General features: G+C 73.7%; 18 protein-coding genes. 8 read left to right on the top strand and 10 right to left on the bottom strand.

The window, feature by feature from the left end; translation table 11 throughout:
* The first annotated feature begins 44 nt into the window (after positions 1-44).
* Entirely contained in the window at positions 45-1,442 is a 1,398-nt protein-coding gene (locus ACGFS9_RS28300) for a GntP family permease (RefSeq protein ID WP_393257055.1), read from the top strand.
* A gap of 282 nt (positions 1,443-1,724) precedes the next feature.
* On the opposite strand, the gene ACGFS9_RS28295 is transcribed toward ACGFS9_RS28300, so the two are convergent.
* From ACGFS9_RS28295 to ACGFS9_RS28275, 5 genes are all read right to left on the bottom strand, one after another.
* The gene (locus tag ACGFS9_RS28295) at positions 1,725-2,369 is read right to left on the bottom strand and encodes a cytochrome b/b6 domain-containing protein (protein ID WP_393257054.1); all 645 of its coding nucleotides are present in this window, start codon (positions 2,367-2,369) and stop codon (positions 1,725-1,727) included.
* Entirely contained in the window at positions 2,353-3,168 is an 816-nt protein-coding gene (locus ACGFS9_RS28290; protein ID WP_393257053.1) for a molybdopterin-dependent oxidoreductase, read from the bottom strand. The genes ACGFS9_RS28295 and ACGFS9_RS28290 overlap by 17 nt, the downstream gene beginning before the upstream one ends.
* A 124-nt stretch (positions 3,169-3,292) precedes the next feature.
* Positions 3,293-4,858, bottom strand: a complete 1,566-nt coding sequence (locus ACGFS9_RS28285; protein WP_393257052.1) for an APC family permease — start codon at positions 4,856-4,858, stop codon at positions 3,293-3,295.
* A gap of 40 nt (positions 4,859-4,898) precedes the next feature.
* Entirely contained in the window at positions 4,899-5,849 is a 951-nt protein-coding gene (locus tag ACGFS9_RS28280; RefSeq protein ID WP_393257051.1) for a hypothetical protein, read from the bottom strand.
* Between the two features lie 413 nt (positions 5,850-6,262).
* Positions 6,263-7,918 (bottom strand): FAD-binding dehydrogenase, encoded by a 1,656-nt coding sequence (locus tag ACGFS9_RS28275; protein WP_393257050.1) that lies wholly within the window; start codon positions 7,916-7,918, stop codon positions 6,263-6,265.
* Between the two features lie 299 nt (positions 7,919-8,217).
* Between ACGFS9_RS28275 and ACGFS9_RS28270 the strand changes: the two genes are divergently transcribed.
* The 4 genes from ACGFS9_RS28270 (at position 8,218) to ACGFS9_RS28255 (ending at position 10,757) form a co-directional block, all read left to right on the top strand.
* Positions 8,218-9,111 (top strand): DMT family transporter, encoded by an 894-nt coding sequence (locus ACGFS9_RS28270; protein WP_393257049.1) that lies wholly within the window; start codon positions 8,218-8,220, stop codon positions 9,109-9,111.
* A gap of 86 nt (positions 9,112-9,197) precedes the next feature.
* Positions 9,198-9,713: an NUDIX hydrolase gene (locus ACGFS9_RS28265; RefSeq protein WP_393257048.1), complete on the top strand. Its 516-nt coding sequence runs from the start codon at positions 9,198-9,200 to the stop codon at positions 9,711-9,713.
* Positions 9,714-10,038: 325 nt separating this feature from the next.
* Positions 10,039-10,431: a YidH family protein gene (locus ACGFS9_RS28260; protein ID WP_393257047.1), complete on the top strand. Its 393-nt coding sequence runs from the start codon at positions 10,039-10,041 to the stop codon at positions 10,429-10,431.
* Complete coding sequence (locus tag ACGFS9_RS28255; RefSeq protein ID WP_393257046.1) at positions 10,428-10,757, top strand: DUF202 domain-containing protein; 330 nt, start codon at positions 10,428-10,430, stop codon at positions 10,755-10,757. Before ACGFS9_RS28260 ends, ACGFS9_RS28255 begins: the two co-directional genes overlap by 4 nt.
* 82 nt (positions 10,758-10,839) lie before the next feature.
* On the opposite strand, the gene ACGFS9_RS28250 is transcribed toward ACGFS9_RS28255, so the two are convergent.
* Positions 10,840-11,001, bottom strand: coding sequence for a VOC family protein (locus ACGFS9_RS28250; RefSeq protein WP_393257045.1), 162 nt, complete (start codon positions 10,999-11,001; stop codon positions 10,840-10,842).
* Positions 11,002-11,139: 138 nt separating this feature from the next.
* Between ACGFS9_RS28250 and ACGFS9_RS28245 the strand changes: the two genes are divergently transcribed.
* Positions 11,140-12,162: a phosphotransferase family protein gene (locus ACGFS9_RS28245; protein ID WP_393257044.1), complete on the top strand. Its 1,023-nt coding sequence runs from the start codon at positions 11,140-11,142 to the stop codon at positions 12,160-12,162.
* A 6-nt stretch (positions 12,163-12,168) separates the two neighbouring features.
* On the top strand, positions 12,169-13,383 hold the full coding sequence (locus tag ACGFS9_RS28240; RefSeq protein WP_393257043.1) for an acyl-CoA dehydrogenase family protein: 1,215 nt from the start codon (positions 12,169-12,171) through the stop codon (positions 13,381-13,383).
* Between the two features lie 296 nt (positions 13,384-13,679).
* Here the strand turns inward: ACGFS9_RS28240 and ACGFS9_RS28235 are convergent, their stop codons facing one another.
* From ACGFS9_RS28235 to ACGFS9_RS28225, 3 genes are all read right to left on the bottom strand, one after another.
* Positions 13,680-14,273 (bottom strand): TetR/AcrR family transcriptional regulator, encoded by a 594-nt coding sequence (locus ACGFS9_RS28235; RefSeq protein ID WP_393257042.1) that lies wholly within the window; start codon positions 14,271-14,273, stop codon positions 13,680-13,682.
* Between the two features lie 97 nt (positions 14,274-14,370).
* Entirely contained in the window at positions 14,371-16,032 is a 1,662-nt protein-coding gene (locus ACGFS9_RS28230; protein WP_393257041.1) for a class I adenylate-forming enzyme family protein, read from the bottom strand.
* Positions 16,029-16,793: an SDR family oxidoreductase gene (locus ACGFS9_RS28225; protein ID WP_393257040.1), complete on the bottom strand. Its 765-nt coding sequence runs from the start codon at positions 16,791-16,793 to the stop codon at positions 16,029-16,031. The genes ACGFS9_RS28230 and ACGFS9_RS28225 overlap by 4 nt, the downstream gene beginning before the upstream one ends.
* A gap of 198 nt (positions 16,794-16,991) precedes the next feature.
* On the opposite strand from ACGFS9_RS28225, the gene ACGFS9_RS28220 reads away from it, so the two are divergent.
* Positions 16,992-18,236: an exo-beta-N-acetylmuramidase NamZ domain-containing protein gene (locus tag ACGFS9_RS28220; protein WP_393257039.1), complete on the top strand. Its 1,245-nt coding sequence runs from the start codon at positions 16,992-16,994 to the stop codon at positions 18,234-18,236.
* A 90-nt stretch (positions 18,237-18,326) separates the two neighbouring features.
* On the opposite strand, the gene ACGFS9_RS28215 is transcribed toward ACGFS9_RS28220, so the two are convergent.
* Positions 18,327-21,119, bottom strand: coding sequence for a penicillin acylase family protein (locus ACGFS9_RS28215; RefSeq protein WP_393257038.1), 2,793 nt, complete (start codon positions 21,117-21,119; stop codon positions 18,327-18,329).
* Positions 21,120-21,404: the final 285 nt, after the last annotated feature.

The following is a 21,404-nucleotide window of genomic DNA, read 5'->3' as shown; positions in this document are numbered from 1 at the left end:
CGTCCCACCCTTCCCCGCGACCCATCACAAGCAAGGGAATCACCGTGACCAGACTCAGTGTCGAGATGCTGGCAGCGGACACCGTCGAACCGATCACCTCGGCGGGCCACGCCCAACTGGGCGTGGCCGTGCTGGCGGGCATCGCCGTCATCGTCCTGCTCATCACCCGGTTCAAGCTGCACGCCTTCCTGGCCCTGACCATCGGCTCACTCGCGCTCGGCGCGTTCGCCGGAGCACCGCTCGACAAGGTCATCGTCAGCTTCTCCAGCGGCCTCGGCTCCACCGTGGCCGGCGTGGGCGTGCTGATCGCCCTCGGCGCGATACTCGGCCGGCTGCTCGCCGACTCCGGAGGTGCCGACCAGATCGTCGACACCATCCTGGCGAAGGCGGGCGGCCGGGCCATGCCCTGGGCGATGGTGCTGATCGCCTCGGTGATCGGCCTGCCGCTGTTCTTCGAGGTCGGCATCGTGCTGCTGATCCCGGTGGTCCTGATGGTCGCGCGGCGCGGCAACCTCTCGCTGATGCGGATCGGCATCCCGGCCCTCGCGGGCCTGTCGGTCATGCACGGGCTGATTCCGCCGCACCCCGGCCCGCTGGTCGCGATCGACGCGGTCGGCGCGAACCTCGGCGTCACCCTCGCCCTCGGCGTCCTCGTCGCCGTCCCGACGGTGATCATCGCCGGTCCGGTGTTCTCCCGCTACGCCGCCCGCTGGGTGGACGTGCAGGCCCCCGACCGCATGATCCCGCAGCGCGCCTCGGACGACCTGGACAAGCGCCCCGGCTTCGGCGCCACGCTCGCCACCATGCTGCTGCCCGTCGTGCTGATGCTGGCCAAGGCGCTGGTGGACATCGTCGTCGACGACCCGCAGAACACCACGCAGCGCGTCTTCGACGTGGTCGGCGCCCCGCTGATCGCACTCCTCGCGGCGGTGATCGTCGGCATGTTCACCCTCGGCCGCGCCGCCGGCTTCACCCGCGACCGCATCGCGTCGACCGTCGAGAAGTCCCTCGCCCCCATCGCCGGCGTGCTGCTGATCGTCGGCGCGGGCGGCGGCTTCAAGCAGACGCTGATCGACTCCGGCGTCGGGCAGATGATCCTGGACGTCTCCAAGGACTGGTCGATCCCCGCGCTGCTGCTCGCCTGGCTGATCGCGGTGATCATCCGGCTCGCCACGGGCTCGGCGACCGTGGCCACCATCTCGGCGGCCGGTCTGGTGGCGCCACTCGCCGTCGACATGTCGACCACGCACGCGGCGCTGCTCGTCCTCGCGATCGGTGCGGGCTCCCTGTTCTTCAGCCACGTCAACGACGCGGGATTCTGGCTGGTGAAGGAGTACTTCGGCCTGGACGTGGGGCAGACGATCAAGACCTGGTCGGTCATGGAGACGATCATCTCGGTGGTCGCCGGCGGACTGGTCCTGCTGCTGTCCCTCGTCCTCTAGGGCCGTGCCCGGAAGGCTCGCGGCGTCCGGTGCGGTGCATCGCACGGCGCAGCGTCGCGGCATACGGGATGCACCCGGGTGATGCGACGACGCGCCGGGGTACCGGGCGTCGCGAGCCGGTGAGCCCTCCCGGTCAGGGCGCCGGGCGACGGCCGGGGGCGGGCCCGGTGTTCCGGGCCCGCCCCCGGCCGTTCCCGGACCGGCCGTGACGGCCCGCGCGCCCCCCGGTCACGGTGGGGCGCGCCCCCGTAGGGGCGGGGCCCGGCGGAGGCCGCCGACCGCTCAGGGGCGCCACAGCGGATGCTCCCGCTCGGCCCACTCGCGGCTGACCGAGCCGGTGCGCAGTCCGCGCCGGGCCTCCGGATCGCCCAGGGCCATGCCGACGTGGCCGGCGACGACGATGCCGATCGTCAGCGCCAGCCAGTCGTGCACGAACGTCGCCGAGGTGCGCCACATCAGAGGCGTGAGGTGGGTGAACCACATGAGCAGGCCGGTGCCGAGCATCACCAGGGTGGCCCCGGCGATCCAGGCGGCGTAGAGCTTCTGGCCCGCGTTGAACTTGGCCGCCGGGCGGGAGTCCCGGTGCTTGTCCCGGCGCAGCGCCGCCCGCAGCCAGACGCGGTCGTGCGGGCCGAAGCGGTTGAGGTGGCCGAGGTCGCGGCGCAGGGCGCGGGAGGCGAGGCCGGCGAGGACCGGGACCGGGAGCGTCAGGCCGGCCCACTCGTGGACGCGGACGACGAGTTCGCGGCGGCCCACGAGTTCGGCGATCTGGGGGATGTAGAGACTGGCGGCGGTCGCCACGCACACGCCCATGAGCAGGGCGGTCAGGCGGTGCACCCAGTGCTCGGCGCGGCTGAAGCGGGGGACCCGGCGCGCGGGGGCGGAGGCGGCGGGGACGGCCGCGGGAACGTCAGCTCGTGGGTTCATCGTCGCGTCCGTTCGAACGGCCGACCCAGGCGTCGACGTCGTATCCGCGGTCCTCCCAGTAGCCGGGGCGGACGTCCTCGGTGACGGTGATGCCGGAGAGCCACTTGGCGGACTTGTAGAAGTACATGGGCGCCACGTAGAGGCGGACGGGGCCGCCGTGCTCGTGGCCGAGGGGCTTGTCCTGCATGCGCAGGGCCACCAGGACGTCCTCGCGGCGCGCCTGACGCAGCGTGAGGCTCTCCGTGTAGGCCCCGTCGAAGCAGGTGAAGCGGACCGCCCCGGCCGATGAGCGGACGCCCGCGGCGTCCAGCAGGTCGGACAGCCGCACGCCTTCGAAGGGGGTGGCGGGCACCCGCCAGCCGGTGACGCACTGGACGTCGTGGACGAGCCGGGTCTGCGGCAGGGCGCGCAGGTCGGCGAGGGTGTAGTGGCCGGGGCGGTCGACCAGGCCGTCGACGGTGAGCCGGTAGTTCGTCTCGTTCTTGTGCGGAACGGAGGAGGTCACCGAGTAGTAGCGGAAGCCGCCCCCGTTGGGGAGCAGTCCGGTGAGCCCCGTGGGGTCCTTCTCGGAGGCGCCCGCGAGGAAGGACTCCATGACGCGCTGCGCCGTGGGCGCGGTCAGGACGCCGAGGGCGCCGAGTCCGAGGGTGCCGAGCAGCACCCGCCGGCCGATGGGCTTGCCGCGCTCCTCGGACCGGGCCGGGGCGCCGGGCCGCTCCGCGGCGGGAGGGGCGGGGGGCTCGGGATGCCGCTCTCCCGGGTGTTCGGGCTCCGGTTCGCCTGGCCGTTCAGTGTTCACCCGTCGATTCGAGCACCCGGGACCCCGGAAAAGCCAGCGGTGGCGAGGGCCCGTCAGCATTCCGTCATCTCTTCGGCGTGTCCTGTCCGGGTCCTCGGGCTCCGGACAGGACACGGGGGCCGGGTCAGGAGGGGGAACCGGCCGCCTTGTCCAACTGGAACGCCTCGTTGCCGAGCCCGATCCGCGCGTGCGCCTCGGGCCTGCGGGAGCGCAGCACGAGGCCCTGGACGAGGCCGACGACCGCGGCCGCTCCGATCACGGCGGGCAGCAGCCGGCTCAGGACGGAGCCGGGTCCCGCGCCGACCAGGACGTCGAAGTCCTTGATCGTGTAGAAGGCGATGACGAGCAGGGCGATGCCGGCGACGGCGGCGGTGATCAGGCGTCCGGCCTGGGCCCGGGCGGCGCCGCGGCGGACGAAGAACACGATGACCGAGAGCGACGCGGTCGCCATCAGCAGGGTGACGCCGAGGGCCCCTACGTTGCCGCCCCAGGTGAACAGCCGCAGGACGGGCGCGGTCGGGTCGCCGGCCGGCCCGTCGTCGAAGAGCGCGAATCCCCCCACCACCAGCAGCGAGACCACGGAGTGCAGCAGCGAGCCGGTACCGGGGGCGCCGCTGGCCTCGCTGGTCCGGCCGAACGCTGCGGGCAGCAGTCCCTCCCGCCCCATGGCGAAGGCGTACCGCGAGACGACGTTGTGGAAGCTGAGCAGCGCCGCGAACATGCCGGTCACGAAGAGCACGTGCAGGACGTCGGTGAAGGTGGCGCCGAGCCGGGACTCGGTGAGGAAGAACAGCAGCCCGGCGCTCTGCTCGCGGGAGGTCCCGACGATCGCGGAGGGCCCGGTGGCCACCGTCAGCGCCCAGGAGCTGATCGCGAAGAAGACCGCGACGAAGCCGATCGCGAGGAACATGACGCGGGGGACGAGCAGGTGCGGGCGGCTGGTCTCCTCGGCGTAGACGGGGGCCTGCTCGAAGCCGGTGAAGGCCGCGATGCAGAAGCACAGAGCGGTCCCGACGCCCGCTCCGGTCAGGGTGCCGGGGTCGAACGCGTGCAGCGAGAGTCCCTGCCGGGCGGGGTCGGCGACGGCCGAGACGTCGAAGACGACGACCAGCGTCACCTCGATGACCAGCAGGACGCCGAGCACCCAGGCGTTGACGTCGATCTTCAGCCAGGCCAGGGCGCCGACGACGAGGACCGCGGCGAGCGCGGGTATCCACCAGGCGATCTCGGTGTCGAGGTAGGTGGCGAAGAGGCCGGAGACCTCGAAGCCGAAGAGTCCGTAGATGCCGACCTGGAGGGAGCTGTAGGCGACGAGGGCGACGGCGGCGGCCGCCGCTCCGGGGGTGCCGCCGAGTCCGCGCGCGATGTAGGCGTAGAAGGCCCCCGCGTTGTGCACGTGCCGGCTCATCTCGGCGTACCCGACGCTGAACAGCACCAGGACGACACCGAGGATGACGAACAGCAGCGGCTGCCCGACGATCCCCATCACCGCGAATGTAGTGGGCATGACACCGGCGACGACCATGAGGGGGGCGGTCGCGGCGAGGACGGACAGCAGCAGGCCCCCCGTGCCGAGGCGGCCGGCCCGCAGGGCGCGGTCCTGCCCCTTGAACGTGCTGATGCCGGCCTCGTCGTCGGCGGGTCTTCCCGTGCTCGGCGTACTCGAAGTGCTCGAACTGCCCGTCGTCATCGCGGGGCCGTCCTTTCGGATGTCGGGTCGTCGGGGGCGTTCACACCGCGCCGAGCGCGGATCCCCGCGCGGCACGGAAGGCGGTGTACGGGTCGCGGTCGGGGTAGGACCACGGCGCCGGGGTGGGGTGGTCGCCGATCCGGTGGAACAGGGCCGCCGCCTCGGCGCCCCGCCCCTCGCAGGTCTTGGCGTGCGCGAGGAAGTTGAGGTCGACCAGGCGGCGCGGGTGGTCGTCGCGCTCCCACTCCAGCCACCAGTCGAAGGCGGTCTTCATCACCTGCCGGGCCCGGCGTCCCACCCAGTGCCCGGACGCCAGCGGATCGGACGGCTCGCTCCCGGCGGCGGCCAGCACCCGGAAGCGCTCGGCGTGCGCGACGACCGGGAGGATCGCCAGCGGCGAGTCGACGGGGGCCTGTTCGGCGGCCCAGTTGGCGAAGTCGTAGACCTCGTGCAGCGGGTCCTGTCCCGCGGCGGCCCGGCGTTCGGCCAGTCGCGCGACCATGAGGTGGTGGGCGTGGTGGTGTCCCGCGTGCCGGTGGCGCACCTCGTCGAAGAGCCGCACCACGTCCTCCTCCGCGCCGAGCGAGCGCTCCAGCAGGAGCAGGCCCAGCCAGGGCGTGGGGTCGGCGGGGGCCCGCTCCGCCGCGGCCCGGCAGGCCTCGCGGGCGCGCTCGGGCCGCTCCGCGCCGCGCAGGGCGGACTCCACGGTGGCGCAGGCGAGCAGGACGGCCGCGTCCGCGGACTCCGGCTCCGCGAGCAGCCAGTCACGGACCCAGGCGGAGGCGGCGGGCTCCTGGGCGAGCACGGTGACCCGGTGGCCCCGGCGGTCCCAGTCCTCGCCGGTCCCGGCGAGCAGGGCGCGCACGGCGGTCCACCGGCCCTGGTTCAACGAGGCACGGGCGGCGGCGAGTTCGGCGTCGTCGAGGGCGGGGTCGAAGACCTGGGCCGCACGCTTGCGACCGCGGCCCAGGGGAGGCGGGGGTGGGGACACCGCTGCTCAACCTCACAGGCGCGGTTCGTCAAGGAGTGATCACGGACAGCAAACCGGCAGCCACGGGTGCAAGTCAAGGGCCGGTCATGCCGCTACACGTGTCAACGGGGCTCGCACACGGGGAAGTTGAGGGTCCCCGCCGCGCCCCGGGCGACTTCCCGTGGGCGCGACCCGAGCCGACGGTGCGCCGCCGGAGACCGGCCGCCCGCGGCACCGGCCCCCCGGGCAGCCGAGCAGCCGGGCAGCCGGGCAGCCGGGCAGCCGGGCAGCCGGGCAGCAACGTGCGGCCTGCCCCCGGGCAGCGCGCACGGCACCGGCCCGTCCACCCCGGCTCCAACTCCCGCTCCGACTCCGGCTCCGGCTTGCTCCGGGGCCTGGGCCCGGGGCCCGGGCCCGGGGCCCGGGCTCCGGGCTCAGCCGACCGCCCCGGCCGCCGCGCGGCCGGCCGTCCGGCCGGAGAAGAGGCAGCCGCCGAGGAAGGTGCCCTCCAGCGAGCGGTATCCGTGCACCCCGCCGCCGCCGAACCCGGCGGCCTCACCGGCGGCGTACACCCCCTCCAGCGGGTCGCCGCCCTCGGTCAGCACCCGCGAGGACAGGTCGGTCTCCAGGCCGCCGAGGGTCTTGCGGGTCAGGATGTTGAGGCGGACGGCGATCAGCGGGCCCGCCCCGGGGTCGAGGATGCGGTGCGGGCTCGCGGTGCGGATCAGTCGGTCCCCCAGGTAGGCGCGGGCGCCGCGGAGGGCCATCACCTGGAGGTCCTTGGTGAACGGGTTGGCGATCTCCCGGTCGCGGGCCACGATCTCGCGGCGCAGCGCGGCCTCGTCGATGAGCGGCTCCTCGGTGAGCGCGTTCATCCCGCGCACCAGGGCGGCGAGGTCCCTCTCCACCACGAAGTCGGCGCCGTGATCCATGAACGCCTTCACCGGAGCGGGCACGTCGGCGCGGGCCCGCTGGACGACGCCCCGCACCGAGCGGCCGGTCAGGTCGGGGTTCTGCTCGGAGCCGGAGAGGGCGAACTCCTTGCCGATGATCTTCCGGTCGAGGACGAACCAGGTGTGGTCGTACCCGGTGCCCATGATGTGTTCGAGGGTGCCGAGGGTGTCGAAGCCGGGGAAGAGCGGGACGGGCAGCCGGTTGCCGCGGGCGTCCAGCCACAGGGAGGACGGTCCGGGCAGGATGCGGATGCCGTGCCGGTCCCAGACGGGGTTCCAGTTCTGGATGCCCTCGGTGTAGTGCCACATGCGGTCGCGGTTGATCAGACGCGCGCCGGCCCGCTCCGCGATCCCCAGCATGGCGCCGTCGACGTGCGCGGGCACCCCCGAGATCATCCGCCGGGGCGGGGCGCCGAGGCGCTCGGGCCAGTTGGCGCGGACGAGGTCGTGGTTGCCGCCGATGCCCCCGGAGGTGACGATCACCGCCTGGGCCGAGAGCTCGAAGGCGCCGGTCACCTCGCGGCTGCTGGCCCGGCCGCGCTCGGCGCCCGAGGGCTCCAGGACCTCCCCGGTGACGGTGTCCACCGCACCGGCGCTGCGGGACAGGCCGGTGACCCGGTGCCGGAACCGCAGGTCGACCAGGCCGCGGGCGGCCCCCGCGCGCACCCGGCGCTCGAAGGGCTCGACGAGGCCCGGCCCGGTGCCCCAGGTGATGTGGAAGCGCGGTACGGAGTTGCCGTGCCCGGTGGCGTCGTAGCCGCCGCGCTCGGCCCAGCCGACCACGGGGAAGAAGCGCACGCCCTGGCCGTGCAGCCAGGACCGCTTCTCGCCGGCCGCGAAGTCGACGTACGCCTCGGCCCACCGGCGCGGCCAGTGGTCCTCGGGGCGGTCGAAGGCGGCCGTGCCCATCCAGTCCTGGAGGGCCAGGGCGTGGCTGTCGCGGATGCGCAGCCGGCGCTGCTCGGGCGAGTCGACGAAGAAGAGCCCGCCGAACGACCAGTGTGCCTGTCCGCCGATCGACTGCTCGGGCTCCTGGTCGAGGAGGATCACCTTGCGGCCGGCGTCGACGAGCTCCGCGGTCGCCGCGAGCCCCGCGAGGCCCGCTCCGATGACGATCACATCCGCGTCGTAGGCCATGGGCCCGTCCTCTCGGCATGCCGGCGGTCGGATCGGGCCGGCTCCCCGAGGGGCGACGTGACGGCGTCGGCCACGAACCGATCGGCGGCGTCGGTGTTGATGAGACATTGGAAGTGCGCGGTGGCCGGCCACGACGGGCGACCGGCCGTTGTTACCGATCGGTCAGATCCTTCGGCACGAAGGGTGACCGAGTCAACCGCCCGGTTCCCGGGACTCCCGGGGCGGGCCCCGGCCCATGGCGCTATGGTCGGCGGGAGACGCACCGTGGCCCCCGACCCCGATGTATCGAGGTACCCAGCGTGTCGGTTCTGGTTCTGGTCCTCGCGGTGAGCGCGGCCTGCTGCCTGGGCTTCGGTTTCGTGCTCCAGCAGAACGCGGCCTCGCACGCCCCGCTGAGCGACTTCCTCTCCCCGCGCATCCTGCTGGACCTCGTCCGGGTGCCGCGCTGGCTGGGCGGCATCGGGCTGATGGTGTGCGGCATGGTGCTCGGCGCGATCGCGCTCGGCAACGGGGAGGTCTCGCTGGTCGAACCGCTCCTCGCCACCAACCTGCTGTTCGCACTCGCGCTTTCCCGCCACCAGACCCGGCAGCCGCTGGGCCGCCAGGGCTGGGGCGGTCTCCTGCTGCTCGCCGGCGGCGTGTCGGCGTTCATCGTGGCCGGGCAGCCGCAGGGCGGCGACGCCGTCGACGACCCGCTGCGGCACTGGCTGATCATCGGGATCGTGGCCGGACTGGCGCTGCTGCTCACCGCCTGCGCGAAACGGTCCCGGCTGAGCGCCGGACCGGTCCTGCTGGCCACCGCCGCCGGCCTGCTCTACGGGTTGCAGGACGCCCTCACCCGCGTCAGCGGCCAGCGGTTCGGGGACGGCGGCTGGTCGGAGCTGCTCACCGGGTGGCAGCCGTACGCGGTGCTGGTGCTGGGCGTGAGCGGGCTGATCCTCGTCCAGAGCGCCTTCGAGACCGCGCCGCTGCGGATGTCGCTGCCCGCGCTCACCGCCGCCCAGCCGCTCGCCGGGATCGCCTGCGGGGTCGGTTTCCTCGGCGACCGGCTCCGCACCGACGCCGGTGCCCTCGCCTGGCAGGCCGCGGGTCTCACGGGCATCGTGCTCGGCATCGTCCTGCTCGGCATGCACCCGGCGATGCCCTCGGGCACCGCCGAGCCCGAGCACTCCCGGGACCTCCAGCCTCACTGAGCGCCGTCAGCCGGACCCCGGCCCGGCGCACTCCCCGGCGCGGCGCCCTTCCCTCGATCCCGCCCCGGGCTGCTTGGATGGCCGGTATGAGTGCCGCTGACGAGATCCTCGACATCGTGGACGAGAACGACCGGGTCGTCGGGCAGGCCCCGCGCGGCGAGGCGTACGAGCGCGGGCTGCGCCACCGCTGCGTGTTCGTCCAGGCGCGGGACGCGCAGGGCCGGATCTTCGTCCACCGCCGGACGCCGACCAAACTGGTGTTCCCTTCCTGCTACGACCTGTTCGTCGGCGGCGTCGTCGGGGCGGGCGAGTCCTACGACGACGCCGCGCTGCGCGAGGCCGAGGAGGAGCTCGGCGTCTCGGGCCTGCCCCGGCCGACGCCGCTGTTCCGGTTCCTGTACGACGACGGGGCCGGCCGCTGCTGGTGGTCGGCCGTGTACGAGGTCCGGTGCGACCTCGCCGTGGACCCGCAGGTGGAGGAGGTCGCCTGGCACGCCTTCCTCACCGACGAGGAGGTGGAGGCGAGGCTGCCGGAGTGGCCCTGGGTGCCCGACGGCCTCGCGGCCCACGAGCGGCTCCGGGACTACCGCGCGACGGGCTGACGGGCCGGGCGGACCGGTGGCGGTCCCCCGCGCGCTTCAGGAGGCGCGCAGGCGCTTCCGGCGGCCGAGGGGCGCCCCGCGGGCTCCCCGGGGATGCCGGAGAGCGGCGGGACGGCGCCTCGGGAGCAGCGGGCGCTCCGGAGGCGGTGGCGCAGGCGAGCAGGGGCGCCGCATCACACGGCTGCCGCTGAGGCTCGGCTCTCCCTCGTCCCGCACCCGGAAGTCCGCAGGCCCCGGCCGGCCGCCCGCACAAGTCCGCCGCCGGGATCGTGGCGAGTCGCCGGGACCCCGCGGCGGGCCGCGGGGTCCCGGTAGGGTCCTGGGCGTGATCGAACTCGTGCGTCATGTCCGGCTGTGGTTCGCGCCCCGGGAGATCCGCGAGGAGGGCGAGACCCCGGACTACCGGTTCTCCCTGGCCAACGAGCGGACGTTCCTGGCCTGGCTGCGCACCGCGCTCGCGCTGATCGGCGGCGGGTTCGCGGTGGACCAGTTCCTGCCGGACCTGCGCTGGGCGTGGCGGGTGGGCCTCGCCCTGGCGCTGCTCGCGGCCGGCGTCCTGTGCGCCCTGCGGGCCGTCAACCACTGGGTGCGCTGCGAGCGGGCCATGCGGCGCGGGGAGGACCTGCCGTTGTCGCCGTTCCCGGCGGTGCTGAGCATCGCGGTGGCGGTGGTCGCGGTCGCCATGATCGTGGTGGTCCTCGTCGGCTGGGCGGGATGACCCCGCCGCGCCGCGAGCGGCGGGACCCCGGCCTCCAGCCGGAACGCACCCGGCTGGCCTGGCGCCGGACGACCCTGTCGAGCACGGTCGTCGCCGTGCTCGCCGCCAAGGCCGCCCTCCAGGACACCAACACCGCGGTCGGGGTGGCCGCCTGCGCCGTCGCCTGCCTGCTGTGGCTGTGCTTCCTCGCCCTCGCCCACCGCCGCATCCGGACCCTGGCGCTGGCGGGCCCGGCCGGCCCCGCCCGGCTCACCCCCCGGCACGCCGGAGCCGCCGCCGCGTGCACGCTGGCCCTGGCCCTGTGCGCGGTGGCGCTGGTCTTCTGAGGGCCCGATGCGGCGGGCCCCGCGGAGCCCGCCGGCCCGTCCGTCCCGGCCGGCCGCCGCCCCGGCGCCCCGCCGCCGCGGCTCAGGGAGTGCCGGGCGCGGCCCAGGCGACGAGCCGGACGACCACGCCGTTGGGGTCGGTGACCTGGAAGAGGCGCTCACCCCACGGCTCCTGCCGCAGCGGCAGAGTGATGGGCACGCCCTCGCGCCGCGGTCGCTCGTGCTCGGCCTCCAGGGCGGCCACGGTGGGTGATGCCGGACGAACCGGGACCGCGCGTCCGGGGAGGGAGAGACACCGATCACGTTCCGCACTGCGGGTGGACGACATACCGACTGGTCGGCATCATGGTCACGTCCCGTTTCCGCGTACGGAGGAGCACAGATGAGTCCGGACCACCCGCCAGGTCTCGACCTCGACCGGTTGCGCGGCCTGCTCGACCGCGAGCGGCCCGGCCTGGTGAACGGCGCGCTGACCGGCCGGCTGATCGAGGGCGGACGGTCCAACCTCACCTACGCGGTCTCCGACGGCACCTCGCGGTGGGTCGTGCGGCGGCCGCCGCTCGGCCATGTGCTGGCCACCGCGCACGACATGAGGCGCGAGCACCGGGTGATCAGCGCACTGCACCCGACGGACGTACCGGTGCCCGCTCCCCTGCTGCTGTGCGAGGACGATTCGGTGCTCGGCGCGCCCTTCTACGTCATGGAGTTCGTGGAGGGCGTGCCCTTCCGCACCGCCGACCAGCTCGCCCCGCTCGGCCCGGAGCGCACCCGCGACGCGGTCCTCGGCCTGGTGGACACCCTGGTGGCGCTGCACGCGGTGGACCCCGCCGCGGTCGGGCTCGCCGACTTCGGCCGCCCGGAGGGCTTCCTGGACCGCCAGCTCCGGCGCTGGGGCAAGCAGTTGGACGCGTCCCGGAACCGCGAGCTGGCCGGCATCGACGAGCTCCACGCGGCCCTCGGGCGCGATCTGCCCGACTCCCCCGCGCCGACGGTCGTGCACGGCGACTACCGGCTGGACAACGTGCTGATCGGCCCCGACGACCGGATCAGGGCGATCCTCGACTGGGAGATGTCCACCCTCGGCGACCCGCTCACCGACCTGGGCCTGCTCGTCATGTACAGCACGCGCCTGGAGCTCCCGGACTCCCCCATCAGCACCACGGCCTCGGCCGCCGGGCATCCGGCGGCCTCCGAGATCGTCGAGCGGTACGCCGCGCGCTCGGGGCGCGACGTGTCCGCCGTGTCCTGGTACACGGCCTTCGCATGGTTCAAGCTCGCCGTGATCCTGGAGGGCATCCACTACCGCTACACCAAGGGCCAGACCGTCGGCGCGGGCTTCGACCGCATCGGCGAACTGACGCCCGTCTTCATCGAGCACGGCCTGACCACCCTTCAGGAGGGCTGATCCGTCATGGACTTCGGATTCGACGCGCGCACCGAGGAGCTGCGCGGCATGCTGCTCGCGTTCATGGACGAGCACGTCTATCCGGCGGAGGCCGTGGCCGAGGAGCAGCGCGCCCGGCTGGCCTCGCCCTGGGACACCCCGGCCGTGGTGGGCGAACTGAAGGCCGAGGCCCGCAGGCAGGGTCTGTGGAACCTCTTCCTGCCCGACTCCGCGTACGGCGCGGGCCTCACCAACCTCCAGTACGCCCCGCTCGCCGAGATCACCGGCCGCAGCCCGCACCTGGCGCCGACCGCGCTGAACTGCGCGGCGCCGGACACCGGCAACATGGAGCTGCTCGCCCAGTTCGGCGACGAGCAGCAGCGCAAGCAGTGGCTCGAACCGCTGCTGGCCGGGGAGATCCGCTCCGCGTTCGCGATGACCGAGCCGGAGGTGGCGTCCTCCGACGCCACCAACATCACCACGCTCATCGAGCGGGACGGCGACGCGTACGTGGTCACCGGCCGCAAGTGGTACATCTCCGGGGCGATGAACCCGGACTGCAAGATCTTCATCGTGATGGGCAAGACGGACCCGGACGGCGCCGACCTCCGCCGCCAGCAGTCCATGATCCTGGTCCCGCGCGACACCCCGGGCGTGGAGGTCCGGCGGGCCATGCAGGTGTACGGCTACGAGGACCACTCCCACGGCGGGCACGCCGAGGTGGTGTTCGACCGGGTGCGGGTCCCGGCGGCCAACCTCGTGGGCGAGGAGGGCGGCGGCTTCGCCATCGCCCAGGCACGGCTCGGTCCGGGCCGCATCCACCACTGCATGCGGCTGATCGGCATGGCCGAACGCGCCATCGAGCTGATGTGCCGGCGCGCGGTGCAGCGGACGGCGTTCGGCAGGCCGCTCGCGCAGCAGGGTGTCGTGCAGAACTGGATCGCCGACGCGCGGGTGGCCGTGGAGCAGCTCCGGCTGCTGGTCCTGAAGACCGCCTGGATGATGGACACCGTCGGCAACAAGGGCGCCCACACGGAGATCCAGGCCATCAAGATCGCCACTCCGCGCACGGTCGTCGACATCCTCGACAAGGCCGTCCAGCTGCACGGCGCGGGCGGCGTGAGCCAGGACTTCCCGCTGGCGGAGCTCTGGGCGAGCGCGCGGACGCTGAAGCTCGCGGACGGGCCGGACGAGGTCCACCAGCGGTCGCTGGCGCGGCGGGAGATCAAGCAGTACCTGTGACGCGGCGGGGCGGGCCGGAGCCTGTCCGGCCCGTCCCGTCGGCCGGAGGGCGGACGTGCGGCACCGGGCGCGCGCTCCCGGCGTGCCGGGCGGAGAACCTCGTACCGGAGGTACGTGGCGCTGCGCCCGGTGCGGCGAGAGCGCGCGCGGGGTGGAGCGAGGCAGGCGGGAACGGCCGGACGGGACCCGGCGGTTCTCCGCGCCGGACGCGGCTGCCGGGCCGGCCGGCGGCCCCCGGCGCCCCGCCTCCGCCGGGCCCGGACCGGCCGGCGCGGGACGCGGCGGGGCCGGGAGGATCAGGGCCGCAGGGCGCGCAGCAGCAGGTCCGCGAGGTGGTCGGCGACCTCCTGGCGGGCCAGCGGGCCGTCCGGCCGGTACCAGGTCGACAGGTGGTGGACCGAGCCGAAGTGGTAGTCGACGACCAGGTCGGCGGGGGTGGCCGTGGAGAAGACGCCCTTCGCCTGGCCCTCCTCGATCAGCGCGCGGAACCGCTCGTGGTACCGGCGCCGCTCCGAGCGAACCTGCTTGAGTTTCTCCGGGCCGAGGTGGTGCATCGAGCGGAAGAAGATCGAGGCGTCGTCGAGGTTGTCGATGGTCGTGACCACGACGTCGGCCGCCGCGCCCCGCAGCCGCTCCTCCACCGGCGCGTCGGAGTCCGCGAAGGCGTCCAGCCGCTCCTGCTGGAGCCGCAGCACGCGCGCGTAGACCTCGTGCAGCAGGTCGTCCTTGGAACCGAAGTAGTGGTAGAGCGCCCCCTTGGTGACGCCGGCGGCCTCGACGATCTCCTGCACGGAGGTGCGGTCGTAGCCCTGCTCGGCGAAGAGCCGGGTGGCGGCGGCCAGCAGCCGCTGCGGGACGGGCGTGCCGTCACCGTCCGTCGTCCTGGGCACTGCCGCCACCTGCCTTCCGTGCGTTCACTTCGATCACCGGTGTCCCCGGGAGGTTCCCGGAAGCACCACGCTCCCGGGAACTCCTGCGCCCCGGGAACTACGGGGAGTCCTCCGTGCGGGAACGCAGTTCCCGCCGCAGGATCTTCCCACTCGCCGTCTTCGGCAGTTCCGGCAGGATCGTCACCTGCCGCGGATACTTGTAGGCGGCCAGTCTCTCCTTGCACCAGGCGGCGAGCGCGTCGGGGTCCTCGTGGACGCCCGGCCGCAGGCTGATGTACGCCTTGACGGTCTCGCCGCGGTAGCCGTCGGGGACGCCGACGACCGCGGCCTCGCGGACCGCGGGGTGGGTGTAGAGGACGTCCTCCACCTCGCGTGGCCAGACCTTGAAACCGGACGCGTTGATCATGTCCTTCTTGCGGTCGACCACGTAGAGCCAGCCGTCGGCGTCCATGAAGCCGATGTCTCCGGTGCGCAGTTCGCCGTCCGGGAAGGTCTCGGCGGTGGCGTCGGGGCGGCGCCAGTAGCCGGGCACCACCTGCGGACCGCGGACGAGGATCTCGCCCTGTTCCCCGAAGGGCACCTCCCGGCCCGCGTCGTCGACGATGCGGACCACGGAGTCGGGGCCGGGCAGGCCGACGGCGAGGGTCCCCGAGACGGGGTCGACGGGCGCCTCCAGGCCGGGCGGCACCGAGGCGCAGGGCGCGGTGCACTCGGTCAGTCCGTAGCCGTTGCGGATGTACGGGCCGAAGCCGGCGCGGAACTGCTCCACCAGGGCGGGCGGCAGCGGCGCGCCCCCGGAGGAGATGTTCACGAAGGAGGCGAAGTGGTCCCGGCCGGCCGACGGATGGGCGGCGAGCGCCATGAACGCCGTGGAGGGTCCCACGGTGTAGAGCGGCCGGTGCTCGGCGAAGGCGTCGAGGACGACGCCGGCCTCGAAGCGGTAGGCGAGCACGAGGGTGCCGGCGCTGGCGACGCAGGCGGCGAGCTGGCAGACCATGCCGGTGATGTGGAACAGCGGGGCCATCGCGAAGTACACCGGGGCGTCGGGCAGGGCGAGCCCGGTCCGCTGCCGCTCGGCGTTGTACATGATGTTGGCGTGCGTGTTGGTGGCCCCTTTGGGGGTGCCGCTGGTGCCCGAGGTGTAGCTGATCAGGGCGATGTCGGACGGGGCGGGCTCCCGGCCGGGCGGTGCGGGGGCGCGCCGCCCGGCGACGGCCACGAGATCGTCGGCCGCGGGGTCGACCGGCGTCCGCTCGAAGGAGAGCACCCGCGCGTCGTCCCGGGTCTGGAGGTCGCGTTCGCACGTGGTCAGGACCGTGCGCACGGACGAGCCGGCGGCCGTGTCGCGCAGGTAGGCGTCCCAGGCGCGGTCGGAGCAGACGAGGGCGGCCACCTCCGCGTCCTTGAGGACGTGCCGGACCTCGCCCGCCTTGTACATCGGGTTGACCGGGACGACCGCGGCTCCGGCCTTCCAGGCGCCGAGCAGGGCGAGCACGAACTGCGGGGAGTTCTGGAGCATGATCGCCACCCGGTCGCCCGGACGGAGCCCGCGGTCCGCGAGGTGCCCGGCGACGGAGTCGCTCAGCTCGTCGGCCTCACGGTAGCCGAGCCGGCCGTCGAAGTACGCGAGGGCGGTGCGGTCGGGAGTGCGCGCGGCGCCGTCGCGCAGGGCGTGCACGAGGGTGTCCGGCGGGTGCACCGGGGCGCGCTGGGCGTCGCTGAGCAGGGCCACCCAGGGCCGGTCCGCGTAGCCGGTCACTCGGCGGCCTCCCACTTCTGCTGGAGGTGGTTCATGTTCGTCATCCAGCGGTCGGGGTCGGCGGCCCGCGCCTGGTAGTACCCGGCGACCTCGGGGTGCGGCAGGATCAGGAAGCGGTTCTCCTCGATGCCCTTCATGAGGGCGTCGGCGACGTCCTCGGGCTCCAGCGCGGTCGGCCGGAGCACCAGGTCGCCCGCGCTGCCGGTGGCGGCCAGCATGTCGGTGCGCACGCCCTGCGGGCAGATCGCGTGCACGTTCACCCCGCGGTGGCGGTAGGTGAGGGAGAGCCACTCGGCGAAGGCGTAGGCGCCGTGCTTGGTGACGCTGTACGGCGCGGCCCCGATCATGGTGAGCAGGCCCGCCGCGGAGACGGTGGAGACGAACCGGCCGGCGCCGCGCTCCAGCCAGTGGGGCAGCAGGGCGTGGGCGGCGCGGACGTGCGCCATGACGTTGACGTCCCAGGCCAGCGCCCAGACCTGCTCGTCGGCCGCCTCGGAGCCGCCGGAGCCGACGCCCGCGTTCGCGCAGTACACGTCGACCGTGCCGCCGAGGGCGTCGCGCGCCTCCTCGATGATTCTCGACGCGTCCCCCGGGACCGCGATCCCGCCGATCCCGTCCGCCACGGCCTTCGCCTTAGCGGCGTCGAGGTCGTTGACGACCACCCGCGCCCCCTCGGCGGCGAAGCGGCGGGCCAGCGCGGCCCCGATGCCGCCTCCCGCCCCGGTGACGACCACTCCCGGACTCTGCACGGCTCCCACCATCGGTCTCCTTCGACACGGCACGGCTCTGCTGTGACGACAGACTAACCAGTCGGTATGTGGCGGGGGAAGGGGATGCGGACGTGCTCCCGCCGCCGCGCGGCGCGCCGGGGCGGGGGCGGCGGGGCGGCGGTCTACGCAGCGGGGCCGCGAGCCTTTAGCGTGCTCGTGCCAACCTTCCGCGATCACGGAGGTCCCACCATGCGCCTGTCCCGACGGTCCCTGCTCGCGGCGGCCACCGCCGCCGCGGCCCTGTCCCCGTCGCCCGCGGCGGCGGCACCGGCCGCGCGCCCCGGCCACCGGCTCCGCACGGGCTTCGAGCGGCTCGCCGCCTCGGGGTACGCCGCGCTCCGCGGCGAACGGGTCGGCGTGGTCACCAACCCCACCGGCGTCACGCGCGACGTGCGGCACATCGTGGACGTCATGCACGCCGACGACCGGGTGGAGCTGACCGCCGTCTTCGGGCCCGAGCACGGCTTCCGGGGCACCGCGCAGGCCGGCGGCTCCGAGGGCCGCCACGACGACCCGGCCACCGGCCTGCCGGTCTACGACACGTACCTGAAGAGCGGGCAGCCGCTCGCCGACGTCTTCACCGCCTCCGGTGTGGACACGGTCGTGTTCGACATCCAGGACGTGGGAGCGCGGTTCTACACGTACATCTGGACGCTGTACGACTGCATGGAGGCGGCCCGGCTCGCCGGGAAGCGCTTCGTGGTGCTCGACCGGCCGAACCCGGTCACCGGCCGGGCGGCGCTCGGGCCGGTGCTGCACAAGGAGTTCGCGACGTTCGTCGGCCGGCAGCCGATCGCGCAGGCGCACGGGATGACGGTGGCCGAACTCGCCCTGCTGTTCAACGCGGAGTTCCTGGCGGCGCCCGTGGACCTGGACACGGTGCGGATGTCGGGCTGGCGGAGGAGCGACTTCCACGACGCCTCCGGGCTGCCCTGGGTGCCGCCGAGCCCGAACATGCCGACCGCCGACACCGCGCTGGTGTACGCGGGAACCTGCCTGTTCGAGGGAACCAACCTGTCCGAGGGGCGCGGCACCACCCGGCCCTTCGAACTGCTCGGCGCCCCGGACCTGGACGGGCGCTGGGCCGCCGCGGCGGGTGAACTGGACCTGCCCGGCGTGCACTTCAGAGAGGCCTACTTCGCCCCGACCTTCTCCAAGTTCACCGGCACCACGATCGGGGGCGTGCAGCTCCACGTGCACGACCGCGCGGCGTTCGACCCGGTCCGCACCGGGATCGCGCTCCTGGTGACCGCCCGGCGGACGTGGAGCGGGTTCGCCTGGCGTGCGGACGACTGGATCGACAAGCTGACGGGCTCCACGCTGGTGCGCACGGCGATCGACGCGGGCGCGGACACCGACGAGGTCGTGGCGGGCTGGCAGGACGAACTGCGGGCGTTCAGGGGGCTGCGCGAGGAGTACCTGCTGTACCGGTGACCCCGGCCGGGCCGGAGTGGCCGGGGACCGGCCGGCGCCGGGGCCGGACCGCGTGCGCGGTCCGCCCCCGGCGCCGGCGCGACCCGGGGTTCACCGGTGACCGGTGAACTCCACGACCTGCTGGTAGGTCGGCCGGTTCTGCCAGCCGATCTTGCCGTGCTTGATGCCGCCGAGCGTCCGCTGGACGATCGAGTCGGCGCACCACTGGTCGCCGGCCGAGCACTGGTCGTCGCCGGGGTAGACGCCGGCGGCCGTCCGGCCCGCCGCCTCCTTCAGCGTGCCGATCAGCGTGTCCCGGCAGGCCGTGAGGCTGCCCGCGCCGCAGTACGTCCGGCCCAGGCCGCCCTTCACGGGCTCACCCAGCACCGCCCGGATGTCCTTGTCGACATAGCTCCACCAGCCGTACTGGAAGGCGCTGCCGGCGTGCGCGCCGGTCGGCCCGTGCCCGGCGGACGGGGCCTCGTCGACGGGCAGGTTCCTGCCGAACGCGGCGTACAGCCCGTCGCCGAGTCCCGGCCGGAACTCCGCCTCGACCAGCAGCGGCCACCAGGCGTCCAGGATGCGGATCGCGTCGGCGTCGGCGTACGTGTGCGAGCCGGGCGAGGTCTCCGTGCGCCGGCCGCCCGCCGCGAGCCAGGCGCTCAGCTTGTCCGCCGCCGCGGCGGCGGTGGGATCGGTGAGAGGTGCGCTGTCGAGGACCTTCAGCAGTCCGGGGAGCACGTCCTCGGCGCGCAGGTCGGTGAGGGCGGCCTCGGCCATCGCCTTCACCAGCGCGGCCCGGGTCACCCCGCCGGAGGCGACCAGCTTCGCGACCCGGTCGTCCAGCAGGTCCCCGCGGTGCACCGAGCCGTCGCCCCACGAGGCGGTCGTGTAGTCCTCGGCCTGCTTGTTGTTCCAGGAGATGTAGTAGTCCTGGTCCATGGAGTTGGGGTGTTCGGACGGCGGGGTGTAGGAGGCTGTGTTGGCGGCCGGGTCCCAGCCCCGCCAGTCGTACGCCGCCCGCGCCCACACCGGGAACTCGGCGTCGACCCCGGCCGCCCGCACCGGGTTGTCACCGCTGTTGTAGTAGGCGGTGTGCGCGGAGTCGGCGTAGAACCAGTTGAAGGTGTAGTTGATGTGCTGCGTCGCGCTCTGGAACGCCGCCGGACCCGTCACGTAGTCCGGGTCGTTGAGCATCTGGAAACCGATGATCGAGTCGGCCTCGTGCAGGAAGGACGAGCGCAGGGTGGTGTACGCGACCTTCTTCCCGCCGACGGTCGCCCGGTAGGCCACGGGTCCGTACTTCGTCCGGTAGACCTGCATCCGGTACGAGCCGGCCGCGGTGCCGTCGGCGACGGTCGGCTTCCAGGAGTTGGTCCGCTCGACCTTGTCCATCGCCGTGCAGGTGCCGTGGTAGAGGTAGTGGTGGTCGTCCTGGCAGAGTTCGACGGCGTAGGTGTCGATGATGTCCTGGCCGGATGTCGTCGCGCTCCAGGCGTAGTCCTGGCCCCGGCCCAGCTCCACGTACATGCTCAGGCCCGCGAAGGACGCGCCGCGGGCGCTCAGGCCCGGCCCCTGGAGCTCCTGGAGCATGAGCAGCTGCGGTGCGAAGTAGCCGGTCTGCGGGCCGAAGACGGCGATGGGGTGGCCGCCGGCGGTGTGCTTGCCGCTGACGACCAGGGCGTTGGACATTCCGCGCCGGGCGGAGCCGAGCGAGGTCGTCGCGGCGGCGGAGGAGGCGCCGGTGGCGCTCGCCGTCGCGGCGCTGCCGGTCCGGTCGTAGACGAGCGGCTCCGGGGTGACCGAGCCCGGATCGGGCAGCGCCTGGCCCTGCGCGGTGGCCGGCTTGCCGCCGTAGGGGAAGCTCTCGCCGTTGTGGACGGTGAGGGCCGCCTCGGGGTCGTTGCGCTCGCGGAAGGACTCCCAGACCTCGGTGCCCTCGGCGACGCCGTAGCGGGACTGCGCGGCGAGCAGCGACAGGGCGTTGTTCACCTCGCCGCCGCCCCCGGAGCCGAACAGCGAGCCGATGACGGACGCCAGCGCGACGAGGTCGGTGAGCTTGAAGTGGTCGATGGTGCCGGAGTTGGTGATGGCGTTCTTGTGCCCGGTCAGGACGTACTCGCCGGGGAAGTAGCGGCCGTGGTCGGAGGCGTCGATGTAGGCGTTGATGCCGTCGATGTACGCCTTCGCGTCGGCGAGTGCCTGCGCGCCGCGGGCACCGGCGCCGCTGGTCGCGTCGTCGATCTGGGCCTGCAGATCGGCCTCGGTGTACGGCGCGCTGCGCCAGAACTCCTGCTCCAGGCCCTGGTTCGCCGGGGCGCCGCCGGCGAAACCGGTCAGCTGGCCGCGGCCGACGTGCCGGAAGACGTCCATCAGCCAGAGCCGGTCCTGGGCGGCGGCGAAACCGGCGCCGTATTCGGTGCCGTACCGGGTGGTGCCCGTGATGTGCGGAACGCCCGTCTTCTTGTCGCGGACGATCGTGACGTCACCGCGTCCGCCGGGCCGGACGGTGGAGGCCACCTGGCCCGAGGGCACGCCGAAGGAGGCGTCGTTGAAGAAGTCGTTGATCCTGCCCTCGGTGAGCGCGGGGTAGCCGGAGGCCAGGTTGCCGTACGGGGTGAGCTGGTCCTCGGCGTGGGGGGGCTGGGTGCCGAACGCCTGGTTGAGCAGGATCTCCGCCAGGGTCGCGTTGCCGTTCTCGCCCGGCGGCAGGATGTCCGAACACCGGCTGCCGCAGTAGTCGTTCGCCGCGGCCGCGGCGGAGGTGTCGGCGGCGGCGGCCGGGGAAAGCGGCGACAAAAGACCGGCAATGAGCGCACATAGGGATGCGGCCTTGAGGAACTTGGGGAATCTGCGGGGAGTTCTCAGTCTGTCCAGGGTGGTGCGTGGGGTGCTCGGTGGCATGTCAGCTCCTACCGACTGGGGTGGGCCGGACGTTACCGCCGGTATCCCGGAGTTTGAAGATGAACATGCGTCAGTTTTGAGGACGCGCCGTGACCGATGCCGCCCGCCCCGGGCGGCCGACGACAACGACGACAACGAAAGGCGGGCCGGGGCCGTTCGGCCAGGGACGGCTCGGGGCGGCCACCGGAAGGGCGGTCGCCGGAAAACGGATGGAGCCGAATCGCGTGTCGATACGTCTACTCGGCGACGTCCGTACGAGACGGCGCCGAAGTGACCGGACTAGCA

This window comes from Streptomyces sp. NPDC048566 (genome assembly GCF_043199735.1).
Classification (GTDB): domain Bacteria; phylum Actinomycetota; class Actinomycetes; order Streptomycetales; family Streptomycetaceae; genus Streptomyces.
The sequence above is the reverse complement of the archived record's forward strand: the minus strand, read 5'-3'. Positions and strand labels throughout refer to the sequence as shown.